The 18,148-nt window shown below is 62.5% G+C and carries 17 protein-coding genes; 9 read left to right on the plus strand and 8 right to left on the minus strand.

The features are described from left to right. The first annotated feature begins 143 nt into the window (after window positions 1-143). Window positions 144-1,961, plus strand: coding sequence for a translational GTPase TypA (typA, locus tag G489_RS0108655; RefSeq protein WP_029041217.1), 1,818 nt, complete (start codon window positions 144-146; stop codon window positions 1,959-1,961). Here the strand turns inward: typA and G489_RS21770 are convergent. The 3 genes from G489_RS21770 to G489_RS0108670 all read right to left on the minus strand — a co-directional run bounded on the left by G489_RS21770 (window position 1,958) and on the right by G489_RS0108670 (window position 4,229). After that, the gene (locus G489_RS21770; RefSeq protein WP_029041218.1) at window positions 1,958-2,884 is read right to left on the minus strand and encodes an alpha/beta hydrolase; all 927 of its coding nucleotides are present in this window, start codon (window positions 2,882-2,884) and stop codon (window positions 1,958-1,960) included. The two genes, typA and G489_RS21770, sit on opposite strands and share 4 nt — an antisense overlap. A gap of 26 nt (window positions 2,885-2,910) precedes the next feature. Then, on the minus strand, window positions 2,911-3,543 hold the full coding sequence (locus G489_RS0108665; RefSeq protein ID WP_029041219.1) for a 5'-methylthioadenosine/S-adenosylhomocysteine nucleosidase: 633 nt from the start codon (window positions 3,541-3,543) through the stop codon (window positions 2,911-2,913). A 131-nt stretch (window positions 3,544-3,674) separates the two neighbouring features. Beyond that, on the minus strand, window positions 3,675-4,229 hold the full coding sequence (locus tag G489_RS0108670; RefSeq protein WP_051332446.1) for a hypothetical protein: 555 nt from the start codon (window positions 4,227-4,229) through the stop codon (window positions 3,675-3,677). A 117-nt stretch (window positions 4,230-4,346) separates the two neighbouring features. Here G489_RS0108670 and ppa point away from each other — a divergent pair, with 117 nt between their 5' ends. After that, the gene (gene ppa, locus G489_RS0108675; RefSeq protein ID WP_029041221.1) at window positions 4,347-4,877 is read left to right on the plus strand and encodes an inorganic diphosphatase; all 531 of its coding nucleotides are present in this window, start codon (window positions 4,347-4,349) and stop codon (window positions 4,875-4,877) included. Between the two features lie 9 nt (window positions 4,878-4,886). Here ppa and G489_RS0108680 read toward each other — a convergent pair whose 3' ends face one another. From G489_RS0108680 to G489_RS0108695, 4 genes are all read right to left on the minus strand, one after another. Further along, window positions 4,887-5,222 (minus strand): DUF167 family protein, encoded by a 336-nt coding sequence (locus G489_RS0108680; protein WP_051332447.1) that lies wholly within the window; start codon window positions 5,220-5,222, stop codon window positions 4,887-4,889. Window positions 5,223-5,225: 3 nt separating this feature from the next. Further along, complete coding sequence (locus G489_RS0108685) at window positions 5,226-5,516, minus strand: YggT family protein (RefSeq protein WP_029041223.1); 291 nt, start codon at window positions 5,514-5,516, stop codon at window positions 5,226-5,228. A 337-nt stretch (window positions 5,517-5,853) separates the two neighbouring features. Further along, window positions 5,854-6,336, minus strand: coding sequence for a tellurite resistance TerB family protein (locus G489_RS0108690; RefSeq protein WP_051332448.1), 483 nt, complete (start codon window positions 6,334-6,336; stop codon window positions 5,854-5,856). A gap of 101 nt (window positions 6,337-6,437) precedes the next feature. Next, window positions 6,438-6,722, minus strand: a complete 285-nt coding sequence (locus tag G489_RS0108695; RefSeq protein ID WP_029041225.1) for a 4a-hydroxytetrahydrobiopterin dehydratase — start codon at window positions 6,720-6,722, stop codon at window positions 6,438-6,440. Window positions 6,723-7,091: 369 nt separating this feature from the next. On the opposite strand from G489_RS0108695, the gene G489_RS0108700 reads away from it, so the two are divergent. The 7 genes from G489_RS0108700 (at window position 7,092) to G489_RS21785 (ending at window position 16,444) form a co-directional block, all read left to right on the plus strand. Beyond that, the gene (locus G489_RS0108700; RefSeq protein ID WP_029041226.1) at window positions 7,092-9,404 is read left to right on the plus strand and encodes a putative bifunctional diguanylate cyclase/phosphodiesterase; all 2,313 of its coding nucleotides are present in this window, start codon (window positions 7,092-7,094) and stop codon (window positions 9,402-9,404) included. A 302-nt stretch (window positions 9,405-9,706) separates the two neighbouring features. Beyond that, window positions 9,707-10,414, plus strand: a complete 708-nt coding sequence (locus tag G489_RS19720) for an N-acyl amino acid synthase FeeM domain-containing protein (protein ID WP_245578855.1) — start codon at window positions 9,707-9,709, stop codon at window positions 10,412-10,414. A gap of 248 nt (window positions 10,415-10,662) precedes the next feature. Further along, entirely contained in the window at window positions 10,663-13,215 is a 2,553-nt protein-coding gene (locus G489_RS21775; protein ID WP_081691474.1) for a PAS domain S-box protein, read from the plus strand. An 11-nt stretch (window positions 13,216-13,226) separates the two neighbouring features. Then, window positions 13,227-13,685: a response regulator gene (locus G489_RS0108715; protein ID WP_029041227.1), complete on the plus strand. Its 459-nt coding sequence runs from the start codon at window positions 13,227-13,229 to the stop codon at window positions 13,683-13,685. A gap of 3 nt (window positions 13,686-13,688) precedes the next feature. Next, entirely contained in the window at window positions 13,689-14,135 is a 447-nt protein-coding gene (locus G489_RS0108720; protein WP_029041228.1) for a response regulator, read from the plus strand. Between the two features lie 138 nt (window positions 14,136-14,273). Beyond that, a complete protein-coding gene (locus G489_RS21780) occupies window positions 14,274-15,827 on the plus strand; it encodes a sensor histidine kinase (RefSeq protein ID WP_162142416.1) in 1,554 nt (517 codons plus the stop codon). A gap of 77 nt (window positions 15,828-15,904) precedes the next feature. Then, a complete protein-coding gene (locus tag G489_RS21785; RefSeq protein ID WP_051332450.1) occupies window positions 15,905-16,444 on the plus strand; it encodes a hypothetical protein in 540 nt (179 codons plus the stop codon). Window positions 16,445-16,458: 14 nt separating this feature from the next. Here the strand turns inward: G489_RS21785 and G489_RS0108735 are convergent, their stop codons facing one another. Further along, complete coding sequence (locus tag G489_RS0108735; RefSeq protein ID WP_029041230.1) at window positions 16,459-18,129, minus strand: formate--tetrahydrofolate ligase; 1,671 nt, start codon at window positions 18,127-18,129, stop codon at window positions 16,459-16,461. Between the last annotated feature and the right edge of the window lie 19 nt (window positions 18,130-18,148).

Below are 18,148 nucleotides of genomic sequence, written 5' to 3' on the forward strand. Positions count from 1 at the left end.
CCGGTCTGCCTGCGCCCCGGGGTCGTTTTGTCCGACCGGCCCCGGGGCATTTGGGGTTGAAGGTGTCACAAAGGCACTGTAAGGCCTTGCGCGCCGGGCCGATTGCGGTCTGAAGCGCCGATCCCAAAAGCTCCGAGACCTCCATGCCCTTGCGCAATATCGCGATCATCGCCCATGTCGACCATGGCAAGACCAGCCTTATCGACGTGCTTCTCCGCCAGTCAGGCACTTTCCGTGACAATCAGAAAGTGGCCGAGCGGGCCATGGACTCGAATGATCTGGAGCGCGAGCGCGGGATCACGATCCTGGCCAAGGTGACAGCGCTCGACTGGAAAGGCACCCGGATCAATATCGTCGATACGCCGGGCCACGCCGACTTTGGCGGCGAGGTCGAGCGCATCCTGAATATGGTCGATGGTGCCATCATCCTGGTCGATGCCGCCGAAGGCCCTATGCCGCAGACCAAGTTCGTGCTCTCGAAAGCCCTGCGCATGGGGCTCCGGCCGATCGTCGCGATCAACAAGATCGACAAGCCCGACGAACGCCATTCCGAGGTGCTCGACGAGATCTTCGATCTGTTCGTGGCGCTCGAGGCTGATGAAAACCAACTCGACTTTCCGGTGCTTTACGGTTCGGCCAAGCAGGGCTGGATGGCGATGTCGCCCGAAGGCCCCAAAGAAGATTCCGGGCCGCTGCTCGATCTGGTGCTCGAACATTTCTCCGAGCCGACTGTTGTCGACGGGCCGTTCCGGATGCTGGCGACAACCGTCGACCGCGATCCGTTCCTCGGGCGCGTGCTGACCGGCCGGGTCTATTCGGGTACCGCACTGGCCGGCGCGCCGATCCATGCGATCAGCCGCGACGGCAAGATTATCGAAAAGGGCCGGATCTCGAAGGTTCTGGGTTTCCGTGGGCTGGCGCGCGAGCCGGTGGAAAGCGGGGAGGCCGGCGACATCGTCGTGATTTCAGGGCTCGAGACCGCGACCGTCGCGGATACGCTGGCGGCCCCCGAGGTCACCGAACCGCTCGACGCGCAACCGATCGATCCCCCGACCCTGTCGATGACGTTCCGCATCAATGACGGCCCGCTGGCCGGTCGCGAAGGCGACAAGGTGCAATCCCGAGTTATCCGCGACCGGTTGATGCGCGAGGCGGAAGGCAATGTGGCGCTCAAGGTCACCGATGGCGATGACCGCGACAGTTTCGAGGTTGCCGGCCGTGGCGAATTGCAGCTTTCAGTGCTGATCGAAACCATGCGGCGCGAAGGGTTCGAGCTCAATGTCGGCCGTCCCAAGGTGCTGATGCAAGAACAGGACGGGGTGACCGTCGAGCCGATCGAGGAAGTCACGATCGACGTCGACGATGAGTTCACCGGCCCGATCGTGCAAAAGCTTTCCGAGCGGCGCGGCGAATTGACGGACATGCGGCCTTCGGGCACCGGGCGCACCCGGCTCAAGCTCAATGTCCCGACACGCGGGCTGATCGGCTATCAGCCGGAACTGCTTTCGGATACCCGCGGCACCGCGGTCTTCAACCGGGTGTTTTCCGCTTATGAGCCGCATAAGGGCGCGCTGCCGGGCCGGCGCACCGGGGTCCTGATCTCCAACGCCCAGGGCGATGCTGTTGCCTATGCCTTGTTCAATCTCGAGGATCGCGGCGCGATCATGATCGAACCGGGCGAAGCGGTTTATGAAGGCATGATCGTGGGCGAGCACAGCCGCGAAAACGATCTCGAGGTCAATGTTCTCAAAGGCAAGCAGCTCACCAATGTGCGTGCTGCGGGCAAGGACGATGCGGTCAAGCTGACCACACCGAAAAAACTCAGCCTCGAACAGGCGCTGAGCTATATCGCGGAAGACGAATATGTCGAGGTGACGCCGAAATCGATCCGGCTGCGCAAGATCCATCTCGATCCGCATGACCGCAAGCGGGCCATGCGCGCCGCCGCCAAGGCGAGCTAGCCGGCGGTCCTGCGGTCCAGCCAGTCGGCAACGATGGCGATCACCTCGGGATCGATGGGTTCCTCGATGAGCCCGGGATAGGAAAAGAAGGTGTGCTCGCCCGGATCGCTGCGCAAAATATGCGTGAGGTCGGGCAGCACATGGCTGGTCGCAGCCTCGCCAAGAATATTCTTAAGTACGGGAATATCGGCAGGATCGCATTGCAGGTCCTTGGCCCCGGCCAGCAAAAGGACCGGGACCGAGACCTTCTCATAGACCCCGGTGACCGAAACGCTCATCATTTCGCGTAGCGCCTTGGCGGGAATGCGGTTGCGTCCCTTTCCGACAGTGTCGGTGGTGCCGGCCTTCAGCGTGGCGATGATCTTGTCCTGGGCCTTTTCCGGCCCGCCGGTGAAGAAGGTGATGATCCGATAGGTCCAGCCGCGCGGGCCCTTGAGGGCGCGCATGTTCTCGGCGCCCTTGCGGGCCTGTTCGCGCAGGATCGGTTCGAGGTCCTGGGCAAAAGGCGCGAGCAACAGCAGTCCGCTGACCTCACGCTCAAGGCTGGCTTCGGCGCCGATCAGCGTGCCTTCTGAATGTCCCAGCAGATAGATCTCGGTGAAGCCTTCGACGTTCCGGGCATAGTCGATCAGCGCGATGACGTCATTGACCAGATCGAAATGGCCGGCGCTGACGTAATCGCCGGTCGATTGTCCGCAACCGCGTTTGTCAAAACGCAGTCCGGCGATGCCATGTTGGGCCAGCGCCTTCGAAATGGTGTTGAACACATTGAGCGCCATGCCGGGCATGTTTTCGTCGCGGTCGAGCGGTCCCGTGCCGTGGATATAGATCACCAGCGGACAGGGGCCGTCCGTCTCCGGGCGGGTCAGGCTGGCAGCCAGATCGGCACCGTCGGCTTTGATGGTAATTTCGGTTTCGATCATGGCTGCGGCTCCTTTTGGGGTCGCGGCTAGATGTTGGCGTCGCCCAGCGATGCTTCAAGCGTGTCGACCGCGCCGGCGAGCTTTTCATCGATCACGTGGAGATATTGGGTCCAATCGTCGATGTGATGCAGGTCGCCGGCCCCATCTGAAATCCCGCGCAGGGCGATGAGCGGGACCTGGTAACGCTGGCAGGCGCGCAGGATGGCAAAGGTTTCCATGTCCACCATGTCGGCCTCGATGGCGTCATAAGCCTTGCCCGAGACGATATTGGCGCCGGTCGACAGGCTCGCCTGGTCAAGGCCCCTAATGGCGTGGCCGAGATCGATGGTGACCGGCAGTCCGGCAAAGGGCGTTTCCCCTTTTTCAAAACCCAGCGGGCTGGCATCCATGTCGCGATAGGCGACGCTTGAGGCCTGATAGACGGCAGTCTGTTCGAGCCGTGCGGAGCCGGCGGAACCGAGCGAGATCACGAGGTCCGGCAAGGCATTTTCGGCCTCGAGCGTACACAGCGCAGCTGTGATCGCGACCGCCGCCTCGACCGGGCCGACCCCGGTCATCAGCGGGGTGAAACGGGATTTGAGGTGCGGGCCGTATTCGTGATCGAGCGCCATCACGTATAGCAGGCGCTTGCCGTCGACAGTCTTTGTGGAAATCGTCATCCTCCCTGTTTCCTTTTTGCTGCGCGCGCGGACGGAAAACCGGCGTCCACTTTTCCTGCGCGCGCAGTATCAAGCGCCATCACGTATAGCAGGCGTTTGTTGCCGACAGTCTTGATGAAATCCTGCATCGCCTAGTAGCCGGACCACTCACCGAGCGTTTCGGGCCCGTCCTCGCAATCGAAGTCGGGGGCTCTGTCGGCCGCATCGCGCGCCATCTGATTGGCGTCGACATTGGCCAGCGCGTCGATATAGGCGGTGTGGCACACTTCCTCTTCGCCGAGCTTGGTCACCACCAGGATCTCGCCTTCGGTGTAATTGCCTTCGCCATCGGTCTTTTCGGTGATGAAGCGCAGAATGGTGGCGAAAGGCAGCCAGTCGCCGCTCGCATTGGTCACCCGCCACTCGATTTTCTGGCCCATGCGGTTGAAGGGGGGCAGGGTCTGGCGGGCGGCTTTCTTGTCGGGGGCGTAAAACCCATAGGAGACAAAGAAGCGCAGATCGCCCTCGGCGACATAGACCGGCATGCCGCGATAGCCCGGGCAGGCCCAGGAGGCGCCGAAATCGTCAGCCTGAAGGATGGTGCAGTCGGCCAGATCGACATCGGTATAGGTGCTGTCGACATCGGTGGCGAGGGCGGGGAGTGTCAGGCCGGCGGAGACGGCGAGGGCGATGACTAGAGTGCGCAAGGGGAAAATACCTCGTCGAATGGGCGGTTTCGGGCCGGATTATGGCTTGCAATCCTGGCGATGCCTAGGCCATTAACGGGCACGATTTCCAGCACGCGCTTCAAGGAGCATCCCGGCATGAATATCGATGCAATCCCGGTCGGCAAGAATCCGCCTGACGATATCAATGTGATCATCGAGGTGCCGATCGGCGGCGAGCCGATCAAATACGAGATGGACAAGGATTCCGGGGCGCTGTTCGTCGACCGCTTCCTTTATACGCCGATGCGTTATCCGGGGAATTACGGGTTCGTACCGCATACGCTTTGCGGCGACGGCGACCCGCTCGATGTTGTCGTGATGAATTCGCGTCCGGTGGTGCCGGGCGGGGTCATCCGCTGCCGCCCGATCGGGGTGTTGATGATGGAAGACGATGGCGGCAAGGACGAGAAGCTGATTGCCCTGCCGGTGCAAAAGCTCACCCGCGCCTATGATGGCATCAAGGATATTACCGATATGCCGGAGATCGAGGTCGAGAAGGTCAAGCACTTCTTCACCCACTACAAGGATCTCGAGCCGGGTAAATGGGCCAAGATCGAAGGCATTGAAGGCATCGAGAAGGCCCGCCAGGTGGTGCTCGATTCGATCGAGATGGCCAACAAGGGCTGAGGCGTTTCCTCAATCCGAAGTGTTTTGAAAGGCGCTGGCGAGGAGACTTGCCAGCGCTTTTTTGTCGCCCGCAATCGCGATGGATTTCTGCCGAGCGGTTTCGCCGGCGACAATCGAGAAATCGGATTTGCGCAGGCCCAGAGACTTGGCCAATAGCGCAATCACGGCCTTGTTGGCGCGGCCCTTGTCGGGCGGTGCGGTGACGCTGACGCGCAGCACCGCCTCGCCATTGTCGCGCGCTTCAATCCCTGCCACGTGGTTGCGGGCTGCCCCCGGCGCCACGCGCACCGTCAGGACGAGACCGGTGCCGGTCTCGCGCCAGGGCAGGGGATGGCCGGTGGCCATGCCCTAGAAGGTGTAGGGATAGATATAGTCGGTGATGATCCGCTGGACGACATAGATGCCGATGAACAGCACGAGCGGGGAAATATCGATCCCCGACAGGTTCGGCATGATGCGCCGAATGGGCCGCAGGACCGGTTCGGTCAGCCCGTTGACGATGCGCCAGATGGTGGCAACGAACTGGTTGGCGCCATTGATCACGTTGAAGGCAAACAGCCAGCTCATGATGATCATGATGATCACGACCCACCAATAGAGGTTGAGCAGCATCAGGATGACATCAAGCAAAATCCGCATTGCGGGCCTCCGAAAGGGAATATGTCGGGATATGTAGCGGTTAGACCCGTGGCCGACAAGAGCGGCAGGCTGCCGCGTGGTCCCCGCCGGTCACCCGCGATGACAAAGGCCCGTCTCCGATACGCGGAGAACGGGCCTTTTTGAAGGTCGGTTCCGGGTACGCAATACATTTTCCCGGTCGCTGAACTCTTTGCATGCGCCGTGCCAGTTTTGAGAAAGGGTAGCGAAGCCCGGAAACCGGGCCGGGCGGGAGCCGGGGCGCGGGACTGTTGGGAGTCGGCGTTGCAAAATGCAATTGCATGGCGCAATCGCGCTTGCATTCTGCAAGCGTGGTGCGTCAGCCGGCGCTGCTGTCATCATCCTCGTCGCTCATTTCCGCCTCGGTCTCGCGGCGGATCTGGTTGCGTAAAATGGTGCGTTCGCGCGCCGAGATGCCGATCAGCTCGGCGACGCGCCAGACCATATTGTCTTCAAGCTCGTGATTTTCGGCATCGACATAGACCAGGCGCCACATCATGCGGATGATGTCGATCTTCTCTTCCGGTGTCAGCCGGGCGATCTCGGCGGTGAAGCGGTAATAGTCGACCGCGTCATGGTCCTTCTTGATCGCGAGACGGATCAGCGCGCGCACATCGCTTTCCGAGAGCTCGTAATGCTCCATCATCAGCTGGCGCAGGGTCTGCTTCTCGTCCTCGGTGACCACGCCGTCGACGGCTGTGAGGTGCACGAGGAGGGCCGCCACCGACAGCTTCGGGTCGGCCACTTCGACCTCGGGGGTCTCGCGGGAAAACAGTCGGGACAGGGCGTCGAACATCGGCATTTTCCAGCTCCAGCGTCCGGAGGGTCCGGCCGCGTCATGTGAGCTTTCTAGAGGTAAAGCGGGTGCCGGGGGTGCGCAAGCGTTGCGCCCCGGCTTTGTCATCACAAGGCGTCGATCTTGTGCGCGAGGTCGAAATCGCGCTGGCTCAATCCGCCGGCGTCATGGGTGGTGAGCCGGATGTCGACCGTGTTGTAGACATTGCTCCATTCGGGATGGTGATTGGCCTTTTCGGCCAGGATCGCGACCTTTGTCATGAAGCCGAAGGCGGAGACGAAATTGTCAAAGCGAAATGAACGGGTGATGGCGCCGCCACCTTCGGCGAGGGCCCAGTCGGGGCAATCCTTGAGTGCGGTGTGCACTGCGCCTTCGTCCAGTTTATCGACCATTGCATCCTCCTTTGCCGGTTCGACGTTCTCTCTAACAGAATGAAACGGAGGGCGCATTGTTCCTGCGGCGGGCGGATATGGGCGTTTCAACGTCCATCCGGTTAACCGGGGTAATCTGATTGGCCGCGCTGACACGGTTGTATTGCACAATTTCAGCGCGAACTTGTTTCATGGTTAAGTAATAGTAGCGCGATTTCGCCTCAAGGGTCAGCGGATTGCGGGGTATCGCGGGCGCAGCGCGCGGGTGCGGTTTACGTTTGATTAAGCCTAGCCCCAAACTCGCATAACCCAATTGGGCCGGAATGTGTCTGCGAAACCCTGCCTTAACCCCGCTCCGTGCAAGAATGACCGGGCAATACGGGATAGGCGATGTTTCAATCTGCACGCAAAGCGCTTCCGCCCCTGGATTATGTGTCGATCGTCCGGTCGCTTTATGACGATAAGCGGACCATGGCGATGGGCACACTCGTGTCCGTGGTGGGATCGCTCTCATCGGCATACAAGACCGGCTCGATCGCCCTTCTGGCGGTCGCGGTCACCTTTGTGCTGATCGGGATCGGGCGCTGGATCGACATGACCGATTTCGAGCGCCATTACCTGGCCCCGGACGATGTCGACACGGCCGCGCATTGGGAGCTGCGCTCGACCATCGGTGCGTGCTTCATCGCCGCGCTCTACGGCATCTGGTGTTTCATCGCGATCGCCATTCTCGATGACAGCTATTCCGAACTGGTGGCTCTCTCGGTGACCATGGCCTCGATGGTGGGCGTTGCCGCCCGCAATTTCGGGGTCGACCGGCTGGTGACCCTGCAATCGGCCCTGACGGGGTTCCCCTTGACCTTCTCGCTGTTTCTGGTCGGCGACATCTATCACAGCGTGCTGGCCCTGCTGTTCGGGCCGTTCTTCCTGTCGCTGCGCAAGATCGCGGCGACCGTGCGCTCCATCCTGTTGACGGCGCTGCACCGACGGATCGAGGCAACCCGGCTGGCCCAGGAGCTCGATACGGCGCTCGATACCATGCAGCACGGGCTTTGCATGCTCGACGAGAACGGGCTGGTGGCCGTGGTCAATGACCGCGCCAAGCAGATCTTCGCCCATTTCGCCCCGGGCAGCTGGACCGGGATGAGCTTCGCCCAGCTCGTCAATGATGCAGCCAACCGCACCAATGCGATGCTGCCGCGCCATGCCGCGCGCTCGCTTGTGGAAGCGATCGAGAAGGGCGGCACCCGCAAGCTCTTGCTGCACATCTCCGACAGCTATCAGTGCGAAGTGACGATTTCATCGCGTCACGGCCGCACCGTGCTGCTGTTCGAAGACATCACCGAACGGGTGAAGGCGCAGGAGCGGATCAATTACATGGCCCGGTTCGACGCGCTGACCGGCCTGCCCAACCGCACCTTCTTCAAGGAACAGGTCGAGGCCGATCTGGCCAACCCGTTCTATGCAGAGGACCCCGGGGTTTCCGCGCTGTTGATGGTCATCGACCTCGACGACTTCAAGCACGTCAATGATTCCTTGGGCCATGTGGCCGGCGATGCGCTGTTGTCGGGCACCTCGGACCGGCTGCGCAAGGTCATCGATGCCGACTGCGTGCTGTCGCGTTTCGGGGGTGACGAGTTTGCCCTGTTCGCGATCGGCGAGTTCACCGAGGCCCGGGCCCGGGAACTGGCCGACAAGGTGCTGGCCGTGTTCGCCGAGCCGTTCACCCATGACCGCCAGACCATCGCCGGCGGGGCGTGCCTTGGCTATGTGCTGTCCGTGGCCCAGGACGAAGATTTTGATGGTCTTCTCACCAAGGCCGATCTGGCGCTTTACCAGGCCAAGGCCGAAGGCCGCGGCGCGGTGCAGGCCTTCGTCGAGGAGATGGATACCGAGTACCGCTATCGTCAGCGGCTCAAGGCCGATCTGCGCGCTGCGGTGGATGCCCATGACCTGACGCTTGTCTATCAGCCGATCGTCGATCATCGCACCCAGAAAGTCGCCGGCTGCGAAGCGCTGGCGCGCTGGACCCATCCCGAGCTCGGCTCGATCTCGCCAATGATCTTCATCCCGCTCGCCGAAGAGATGGGTCTGATCTCGCGCATCACGCAATGGGTCCTTGAGGCCGCCACGCGCGATTGCCTCGACTGGCCGGATCACATCTATGTCTCGGTGAATATCTCGACCAATGACTTCCGCCATGGCGACGTGCCGCGCATGGTGCAGAACGCGCTCGACCGGTCGGGTCTCAGCCCGGAACGGCTCGAGATCGAGATTACGGAGAACGTGTTCCTCGAGGAAAAGGGCACTGCGCTCAACGTGCTCAACGAGCTGACCGCCAAGGGTATCGGTATCGCGCTTGACGATTTCGGGACCGGCTATTCCTCGCTCAGCTATCTGCACGACCTGCCCTTCACCAAGCTGAAGATCGACCGCGCCTTTGTTGTCGATGTCGCCAGTTCGGACCGCTCGCTGAAGCTGTTGTCGAACATTGCGCGGCTCAGCAAGGATCTCGAAATGACGGTGACGGTCGAAGGGGTGGAGACCGAAGAACAGCTCGCCCTGATCGCCAGCCATGCCGAGATCGACCATATCCAGGGCTTCCTGTTCGGCATGCCGCTGCCGCGTGCGGAGATCGGCGCGCTGATCGACCGGCTGGCCCGGCGCTCGCGCAAGATGCCGGCGGTCCGCAGAACCGCCTGACCGCACGCCTGTTCGGCATTACCACCGAAAATCAGATTGTTAGCTGACCCGCCTCCCGGAAACGGGGGCGGGTTTTGCGTTTATTTGCCGCGCCTCGGATAAATGCGGACGCGCGTCACACAGGCTTCATGTAATAATGGATTAACCATAAGCAGAAGTAGTGAGCCAGATAGGACATTTGCCGGTTCTGTTTTGGTTAATAGTTGATTACCATAGTATGTAGAGTTGCGGAGTAGCGGCGAATGGTAACAGGTATGGCCGGTGGGCCCCAGGCAGCAACATCTCGATTTGCCCGCGGGCTGATGGATCTTCTGGACAGGGTTGAGTATCGCCCCGCCCGTTTCACAGAGGACTTCGAAGCGGTCTATCGGCTTCGTTATCACGCGTATCGGCGCGAAGGTTTCATTCCCGAAAACGCGGAGCGGATCTGCAAGGACGATCTCGACGATCAGCCCAATTGCCGGATCGTGGGGGTCTATCTCGACGGCCAGCTGGTCTCGTCCCTGCGCGTTCATCACGTGACGACCGAGCACCGGCAATCGGCGAGCATGACGGTCTATTCGGATCTGCTCGATCCGATGGTCGACCGGGGTGTCGAATTCGTCGATCCGAGCCGGTTCACCGCGGACTACGACGCTTCGCTTGAATATCCGGCGCTGCCATTTCTGACGCTGCGCATCGCGGCCATGGCCTCGGTCTATTACGATGCCGATTACTGCCTCGCGATTGTGCGGCCCGAACACGCGGCCTTTTACAAGCGGGTTTTCCTGTCCCAGGAATGGGCCGAACAGCGCAGCTATGACGGGCTGGCCTTTCCGGTCTGTCTTTATGCTGCCGAGGTGCCGGTCATTCGTGACCAGGTCTATTCGCGGTTCCCCTTCTTCATGTCGACCCAGACCGAACAACGCATGATGTTCGGCCTCGGCGATCGGCACGAGGCGGCGATGACTGTCAGGCCGACGGCCCGTTTCGCCTATGCCGAAGGGGTCCGGCGGGCCGCAATCGCCTGATCCAACCGCACTACAGCCATAGGTAGAACTACGGATGCCGGGAACCGGGTGACTATTCGTCACCGCGATTCTACTTTCCGTTTGCCACAAAAGACCGGCTTTCCAACCGAAAATCTGGCAATTCAAGCTCCAATATTTGACTTGCTTGGCAGCAGAGCCAGCTTTGTTACACTTCGTGCCGATTCGCTCTGAGGTTGATCGCCGGCATCGGGCCGGCCCATCGGGCGCCATCGGTTGGGTGAGGGCGCATGACATTCGCTGCGCGGGTAATGCTGGCGATGATCGCCGTGGCCATGGCCACCAGTGTGCTGCTCGAGCTGGTCGTGCTGCGCGGGCTTGAGGACGTGATGCTCGCCCAGGAAAGCGAACGCCTGACCCTCGATCTCAGGCAGCGCGGCGAGATCTTCATTGACGATGTCGAGATGCTGAGTGAGCAGGTCCAGGGCCTTGCCACCCTGCCGCTCGCGCGCCGTGCGGTGAGTGAGCCGGGGGTGCGCGATGATCTGGCCGAGCGGTTCGTTGCCGATGCGGCCAGCAATCGCTCCATCCTGCAGGTCCGGCTGATCGGCAACCGCGAAGGCGGGCCGGAGCTGGTCCGGGTCAACGGATTGCCCCTGGGCGAGATCGAAGTGGTGCCGGCCCGGGCTCTGCAGGACAAGGGCGACCGCTATTATTTCGGGCCGGCAATGTCTGTGCCGCAGGGCGAGGTCTATATCTCGGCGCTCGATCTCAACCGGGAGCAGGGCCAGATCGAAAGCCCTGTCCGGCCCGTGCTCAGGCTGGCGGCGAGTGTTTATGGGGTCACCGGCCGGTCCGTCATCGGTGCGGTGATCATCAATCTCGATATGGCGCAGATCTTCACGCGCATGACCGCAGGGCTCGAGCCTGACGACCGCTTCTATCTCGCCAATGCGGACGGAGAAGTGTTGCTGGCGCCTGGCGGGGTCACGACATTTGCGTTTGAAGAGGGCGGCTCCAACCGGCTGACGGATCTGTGGCCTCAGCTCGACGCCGAAAACGATGCCCCCGCTTCCCGGCAGATGCCGGACGCTGGGGGGGAGGCCTTTGTCACCGCCGCGGTGCCCCTGGCTTTGCCGGGCGGGCCGTCCTTCACCATGCTGATGGCGCGCGAGCGCGGTGCGGTTCTTGAACCGGTGAACCCGGTCCGGCTGACCATGGGGCTGGCCACGGTGGGGGCGTTGGCGCTGGCGATCGGGCTCGGCTATTATTTCGCCCATTCCATGTCCAACCGGGTACGGCAACTGACCGGGGCGATCCGCCGGATCGATGAAGGCGACCGGGAAGTCGATATCCCGCGCATGAACGATGAAATGGGACCGCTGGGTGAGGTGCTGTCGCGATTCGTCCGGCGCGAAACGCTGCAGCGGGCGCTGATCGAGAACGCCTCGGATGCGATCATCACCGAAGATACCAAGGGACGGATCACCGAGTGGAATGCCGCGGCAACCGCGCTGTTCGGCTATGACCGCGAGGAGGCAATCGGGCAATCCGGTGACATGCTCGTGCCCGAAGGGCAGCACGAAGAAAGACGCGGCCTGATCGCCAAGGCGCTGGCCGGGGGGCGGCCAGGCGTTGTCGAAACCGAAAGGCTGACGCGGGACGGGCGCGTGCTCACGGTTTCGCTCAGCATCTCACCGCTGATCGATCCGGCGGGGCAGGTGTTCGGCGTTGCCTCGCTCAAGCGCGATATCACCGAGACCAAACAGGCAGAAGAACGGTTCCGCAAGGTGTTCGATGCCTGCCCGACCGGGCTGATCATTGTGGGGGAAGATGGCCGGGTCATTCTGGCCAATGACGAGGCGACGCGCCAGTTCGGCATGACTGCGGAGGCCTTCAAGACAAGGACGGTGGACACGCTATTGCCCCACAACATCGCCGAGCGCCATGCGGATCTGCGGGCCCAGTATATGGCCGATCCCAGCCAACGCATGATGGGGATCGGGCGCGATTTGCAGGCCCGGCGCGAAGACGGTTCGCTGTTTCCGGTGGAAGTGGGGCTGACCCCGATGCGGCTGGCGGGTGAACCGGCAGTACTGGCGGCAGTGGTCGACATCACCCAGCGCCGCGAGGCGGAGAACGAGATTACCCAATACACTAGGGAGCTCGAGCGCTCGAATGCGGACCTTGAACAATTCGCCTATGTCGCATCGCACGATCTGCAGGAGCCATTGCGCATGGTGTCGAGTTTTTGCGCGCTGCTGGATGAACGCTATGCGGACAAGCTCGACGATGACGGGCGCGAATTCATCGGCTTCGCTGTCGATGGGGCACGGCGGATGCAGGGGCTGATCGGGGATCTGCTGACCTATTCACGGATTTCGGGCGCTGCGGCGAAGCACGAAATCGTCGACATGAATGTTGTGGCCCATCGCGCCCTCGATGCGCTGGGGAGCGCGGTGGCGGAATCCGGCGCCAAAGTGCAGATCGGCGAGTTGCCGGCCGCCCGGGGTGAATCCTCGCAGCTGACCCAGGTTTTCCAGAACCTTTTGAGCAATGCGATCAAGTTCCGGGGCGAGGAAACCCCGGCGGTTTCGATCGAGGGCCGGCGGGTCGGCGGCATGGTGCGGTACACCGTTTCCGACAATGGCATCGGCATCGAACCGCACCATCACAAGCGGGTTTTCGGCATTTTCCAGCGGCTGCATCCGGCCCATGCCTATGAGGGCACGGGCATCGGGCTCGCCCTGTGCCAGAAGATCGTGCAAAGGCTCGGGGGGGAAATCGGAATCGAATCCGAAACTGGTCAAGGCACGACGGTTTGGTTTACGCTCCGGACTTGAAGGAAGGTGATATGATTCCCCGCTCATCGAACCGTTCCCTCGACATTTTGCTGGTGGAAGACAGTCCGGGTGATGTGCGTCTGACGCGCGAAGCCCTGTCCTCGACCCGCGTCGAGAATACGTTGCATGCCGTTGGCGACGGCGAGGCCGCCATTGCGTTTTTGCGCCAGGAGGCCGGCTATGGCGAGGCGCCGCGACCCGATCTCATCCTGCTCGATCTCAACCTGCCACGCAAAAGCGGGCACGAGGTGCTCTCCGAGATCAAGGCCGAGGACGCTCTCAAATCGATACCGGTCATCATCCTGACGACGTCGGACCAGCAGGGCGATATCGACAAGTCCTATGCCAATCACGCCAATTCCTACATCACCAAGCCCATGGATATGGGCTCGTTCCGCGAAGTGGTGTCCCGAATCGACGAGTTCTGGTTCGAGACCGGACGCCTGCCGACCAAAAGGACGGATTCCTGAACGATGGCGGTGAATGTCCTGCTGATCGAGGACAATCCGGGCGATGTGCGCCTGCTCGAGGCCATGCTCGAATCCCGGCCCGGGGGCTATGTGCTGACCAGCGTGCCGCGCATGCAGGACGCCTCCGAGATGATCGAGAAGATCCAGTTCGATGTGGTCCTGCTCGATCTCGGTCTGCCCGATTCCTACGGCGTCGAGACAGTCGATACCGCACGGCAGAAACTGGTGGGCTCGAATGTGCCGATCATCGTCATCACCGGCGCAATGGATGAGCGGCGCGGGCTCGAGGTGCTGCGGCACGGGGCCCAGGACTTTCTGATCAAGAACGATCTCAAGCCTGAACCGCTGATCCGCGCGATCGACCTGGTGGTCCGGAGGCGCGAGGAGACCGATGCCGATCCGGCGAACCGGATCCGCATGCCGCATCGCGGCTCGAGTGGTCAGGACTGAGCCCCCGGGGAGCCCGGATTTCCGGTTTTTATCCGGATTCAACTCAGGCGAGCGCTTTGCTAAGCTCTGATTCGCGCTGCGACTTGCATGCTGCAGACGTCGGAGCCGCGCCGGTTCGATTGCCGGGCGAGGCAGCCAATGACGGTAAAACAGGGCCAGACGACCGGATTGCCGGAGGGTAACGCGCCGCAAAACGCGATGCGCGTTACAGTTGCGTTTGTCGGGGCCGACCGGCGGATGACGGCCGCGCGACCCTATCTCGATATGCTTGATCGGTCGCCCCGGATCGAACGCACCGGCGCTGTCAGCCGGCATGCGGAGGCCTCGGTTGTTGTCGTTTGGCTGCGGGCCGGACAGAGCATCGAGCAGGCCCGGACGCTTGCGAACGAACGTGTATCGCCTGAACGCTATTTCATCGCCCTGGCCGAAGGGCCGATCAGCGCGCAGGCCGGGGATGCGCTGCGCGAGGCCGGCTTTGCGAGCGTGGTCGCGGCTGATGAGCTTTCACCCGTCGCGCTGCGTGAAGTGGTGCTGGCGCGGGCCGACATGCTGGTCCGTACCGGGGCGCTCGAGACCGAGATGGCCGGCCTTCGCGCGGCGCATAGCCGGCTCGAACGGCTGATTTCAGATACAGCCGATGCCATTGTCGTCATCGACGATGAAGCGCGGATCCGCTTCGTCAATCCGGCGGCGGAAACACTGCTGGGCGAAGATCTGGTGGTGCTGGCCGGCCAGCAATTCTCCCTGCCGGCGGGTGATGGCGGCCTGCTGGAAATGGAAATCGGGTCCGGCGACGCCTCGGGCAAGCGCACCATCGAGTGCCGGGTTTGCGAAACCCGCTGGGAGGGCGAGCCGGGACGGGTGATCACCCTGCGCGATGTCACGCGGCGCAAGCGCCAGGAACGCGAATTGCTGATCGCCAAGCAGACAGCGGAACAATCCAACGCGCTCAAGACCCAGTTTCTGGCCAATATGAGCCATGAGTTGCGGACGCCGCTCAATTCTATCATCGGGTTTTCGGACCTGATGCTGGCCGAGGCTTTCGGCCCCATCCGCCCGGCGCGCTATCATACCTATCTCTCCGACATCCAGAGCGGCGGCAAACGATTGTTGTCGCTGATCAATGACCTGCTCGACCTCTCCAAGGCGGAAAGCGGGGTGCTGGATGTGCGCGAGGACCGGTTCGATCTCGGCGAGACCGCGCAGCGGGCGGTGTCGCTGATGACGCCTGAAGCGGTGGCGCACGAAGTGCAGCTGGTAGCGGTGATCGAAGGCGAGGCGCCCCAGATTCGGGCCGACCGGGGCAAGATCGAACAGATCATGCTCAATCTGATTTCCAACGCGATAAAGTTCACCAATCCGCATGGCGAGGTGATCGTCAAGGTGGATTGCCGGCGGGACGGCGCGCCGCGTTTCGCGGTGATCGATACCGGCATCGGCATGCAGCCGCATGAGATCCCGCGGGCCTTCGCCGCTTTCGTGCAGGTCGAGAATGCGATGACCCGCGAGACGGCAGTGGGCTCCGGGCTCGGGCTGGCGCTATGCAAGCGGTTCGCCGAGTTGCATGAGGGCATGATCAAGCTGTCGAGCCAACCGGGAGAAGGGACAAGAGCCGTCGTCACATTGCCCGTCAGCCGGCGGATCGAGAGCGGTGAGACCCGGTCCCGGCGCAGCGCATCCGGAGGCGGCTGACAGGCCAAATCGGATTTCCGCCCGGCACGGCGAGTGCTATAGGGTGCCCACCGCTTGGTTTTGGGGGCAGGGACATCATGACAAAGGGACGCTGGGGCTTTCTGGTCCTTTTCGCGGTGGCGATGGGGGTCTATGCGACCATGCTGATCTGGTCGCTGCCACATCTCACCGCGCTTGCCGGCGGGCTGACGCCTTTCGATCTCCGGCTTGGCGGCTATGACGCCGAAACCGCCCGCGCCCTGTTGGCCGGGTTGGGTGAAGAGGGCCGGGATTTCTATCTCAATGTCCAGCACCGGCTCGATTTCGCTTATCCGCCGCTCATCGCAGCGGTGCTCTATTTCGCCATAGCGGCATTGCTGCCCCGCCGCTGGGGATTCTGGCGCTATATCGTGGCGTTGGTCGCGGTGCCCGTTTTTGCCTTCGACGCGCTCGAAAATGCCGCCGTCGCCGACATGCTGGCCGCTGGCCCGGACGGGGTGTCCGACGCCATGATCGCAAGCGCCAGCGGCTGGACCTTCGCCAAGGCGTCCTGGTCGAGTGCGGTGATGACGCTCGTGCTGATCCTTCTGGTCTGGCGCGGCATTGCCTGGTTCATGGGCCGTCGCCGCGCCGCCTGATCGATCGCCCGGTCCTAGAACAGGCCCTGGATCTGCCCTTCGCCATCGAGCCGGATGCCTTCGGCGGCCGGTGTGCGCGGCAGGCCGGGCATGGTCATGATGTCACCGGCGATAGCGACCACGAAGCCGGCGCCCGCCGATAGCCGCACCTCGCGGATATTGACCACGTGACCTTCGGGCGCGCCGCGCAGGCTCGGATCGGTCGAGAAGGAATACTGGGTCTTGGCCATGCAGACCGGCAGGCTGCCGAACCCTTCGTCCTCCCAGGCCTTGAGCTGATTGCGCACCTTGGCATCGGCGGTCACTTCCGAGGCGCGGTAAATCTCCCCGGCAATGGTCTCGATCTTCTTGAACAGCGGCAGCGCATCGTCATAGAGCGGGGCAAAACGACTCTCCTGCTCGGTGAGCGCGACCACCTTCCGGGCCAGTTCGGCGCAGCCCGGGCCGCCCTGCGCCCAGTGGTCCGCCTCAACCATTTCGACGCCGGTCGGGGCCAGCGCGTCGCGGATCGCGGCGATCTCTTCTGCCGTGTCGGCGGTGAACTTGTTGACCGCGACAATGGCCGGCACACCATACTTGCCGATATTTTCGACATGGCGCAGCAGATTGGCCGCGCCACGCTTCACCGCATCCGCGTCGGGCTCGCCCAGTGCATCCTTGGCCTTGCCGCCATGCATCTTGAGCGCGCGCACCGTGGCGACGATCACGACGGCATTGGGGTTCAGCCCGGCCTTGCGGCATTTTATGTCGAAGAATTTCTCGGCGCCGAGATCAGCGCCAAATCCGGCTTCGGTCACCACATAGTCGGCCAGCTTGAGCGCGGTGCGGGTGGCCGACACCGAATTGCAGCCATGGGCAATATTGGCGAAGGGCCCGCCATGGATGAAGGCAGGGTTGTTTTCGAGCGTCTGCACCAGATTGGGGCGCAACGCATCCTTCAACAACACCGCCATGGCGTCGTGGGCCTTGAGCTGGCTGGCGCGCACCGGGGTGCGGTCCCGGGTATAGCCGATAATGATCTCGCCGATGCGGCGGGTGAGATCGTCCAGCCCTTCGGCGAGGCAGAAGATGGCCATGATCTCGGAGGCAACCGTGATGTCGAACCCGTCCTCGCGCGGGAAGCCATTGGTCACCCCGCCCAGCGAATTGGTGATCTGTCTGAGCGCGCGGTCGTTCATGTCCATCACGCGCCGCCATGTGACGCGGCGGCTGTCGATGCCCAGCGCATTGCCCCAATAGATGTGATTGTCGATCATCGCCGACAGGAGATTGTGCGCCACCCCGATGGCGTGAAAATCGCCGGTGAAATGGAGGTTGATGTCCTCCATGGGCACGACCTGGGCATAGCCGCCGCCCGCCGCGCCGCCCTTCATGCCGAAACAGGGGCCAAGCGAGGGTTCGCGGATACAGATCGCGGCGCGCTTGCCGATGTGGTTGAGCCCGTCGCCGAGCCCGACCGTGGTCGTCGTCTTGCCTTCACCCGCCGGTGTCGGCGAGATGGCGGTGACCAGGATCAGCTTGCCTTCGGGGCGTTCCGCCAGTCCCTCGATGGCCGAAGTGTCGATCTTGGCCTTGTGCGGGCCATAGTGCAGCAGCGCCTCGGCCGGTATGTCGAGCTTTGCCCCAATCTCCGCGATCGGGCGCATTTCGGCCCGGCGCGCAATGTCGATATCGGTATCCGCCATTTCATTCTCCCTGTTGGAG

The sequence above is a fragment of the Cucumibacter marinus DSM 18995 genome (genome assembly GCF_000429865.1).
Classification (GTDB): domain Bacteria; phylum Pseudomonadota; class Alphaproteobacteria; order Rhizobiales; family Devosiaceae; genus Cucumibacter; species Cucumibacter marinus.

What these genes read in the sequence shown, in the direction of transcription:
- G489_RS21780 (WP_162142416.1), top strand. Translation starts at nt 14,274, where the DNA reads ATGACGGTAAAACAGGGCCAGACGACCGGATTGCCGGAGGGTAACGCG.
- G489_RS0108680 (WP_051332447.1), bottom strand. Translation starts at nt 5,222, where the DNA reads ATGGCCACCGGCCATCCCCTGCCCTGGCGCGAGACCGGCACCGGTCTC.
- G489_RS0108735 (WP_029041230.1), bottom strand. Translation starts at nt 18,129, where the DNA reads ATGGCGGATACCGATATCGACATTGCGCGCCGGGCCGAAATGCGCCCG.
- G489_RS19720 (WP_245578855.1), top strand. Translation starts at nt 9,707, where the DNA reads ATGGATCTTCTGGACAGGGTTGAGTATCGCCCCGCCCGTTTCACAGAG.
- ppa (WP_029041221.1), top strand. Translation starts at nt 4,347, where the DNA reads ATGAATATCGATGCAATCCCGGTCGGCAAGAATCCGCCTGACGATATC.
- G489_RS21770 (WP_029041218.1), bottom strand. Translation starts at nt 2,884, where the DNA reads ATGATCGAAACCGAAATTACCATCAAAGCCGACGGTGCCGATCTGGCT.
- G489_RS21775 (WP_081691474.1), top strand. Translation starts at nt 10,663, where the DNA reads ATGACATTCGCTGCGCGGGTAATGCTGGCGATGATCGCCGTGGCCATG.
- G489_RS0108690 (WP_051332448.1), bottom strand. Translation starts at nt 6,336, where the DNA reads ATGCCGATGTTCGACGCCCTGTCCCGACTGTTTTCCCGCGAGACCCCC.
- G489_RS0108665 (WP_029041219.1), bottom strand. Translation starts at nt 3,543, where the DNA reads ATGACGATTTCCACAAAGACTGTCGACGGCAAGCGCCTGCTATACGTG.
- G489_RS0108700 (WP_029041226.1), top strand. Translation starts at nt 7,092, where the DNA reads ATGTTTCAATCTGCACGCAAAGCGCTTCCGCCCCTGGATTATGTGTCG.
- G489_RS0108715 (WP_029041227.1), top strand. Translation starts at nt 13,227, where the DNA reads ATGATTCCCCGCTCATCGAACCGTTCCCTCGACATTTTGCTGGTGGAA.
- typA (WP_029041217.1), top strand. Translation starts at nt 144, where the DNA reads ATGCCCTTGCGCAATATCGCGATCATCGCCCATGTCGACCATGGCAAG.
- G489_RS21785 (WP_051332450.1), top strand. Translation starts at nt 15,905, where the DNA reads ATGACAAAGGGACGCTGGGGCTTTCTGGTCCTTTTCGCGGTGGCGATG.
- G489_RS0108720 (WP_029041228.1), top strand. Translation starts at nt 13,689, where the DNA reads ATGGCGGTGAATGTCCTGCTGATCGAGGACAATCCGGGCGATGTGCGC.
- G489_RS0108685 (WP_029041223.1), bottom strand. Translation starts at nt 5,516, where the DNA reads ATGCGGATTTTGCTTGATGTCATCCTGATGCTGCTCAACCTCTATTGG.
- G489_RS0108695 (WP_029041225.1), bottom strand. Translation starts at nt 6,722, where the DNA reads ATGGTCGATAAACTGGACGAAGGCGCAGTGCACACCGCACTCAAGGAT.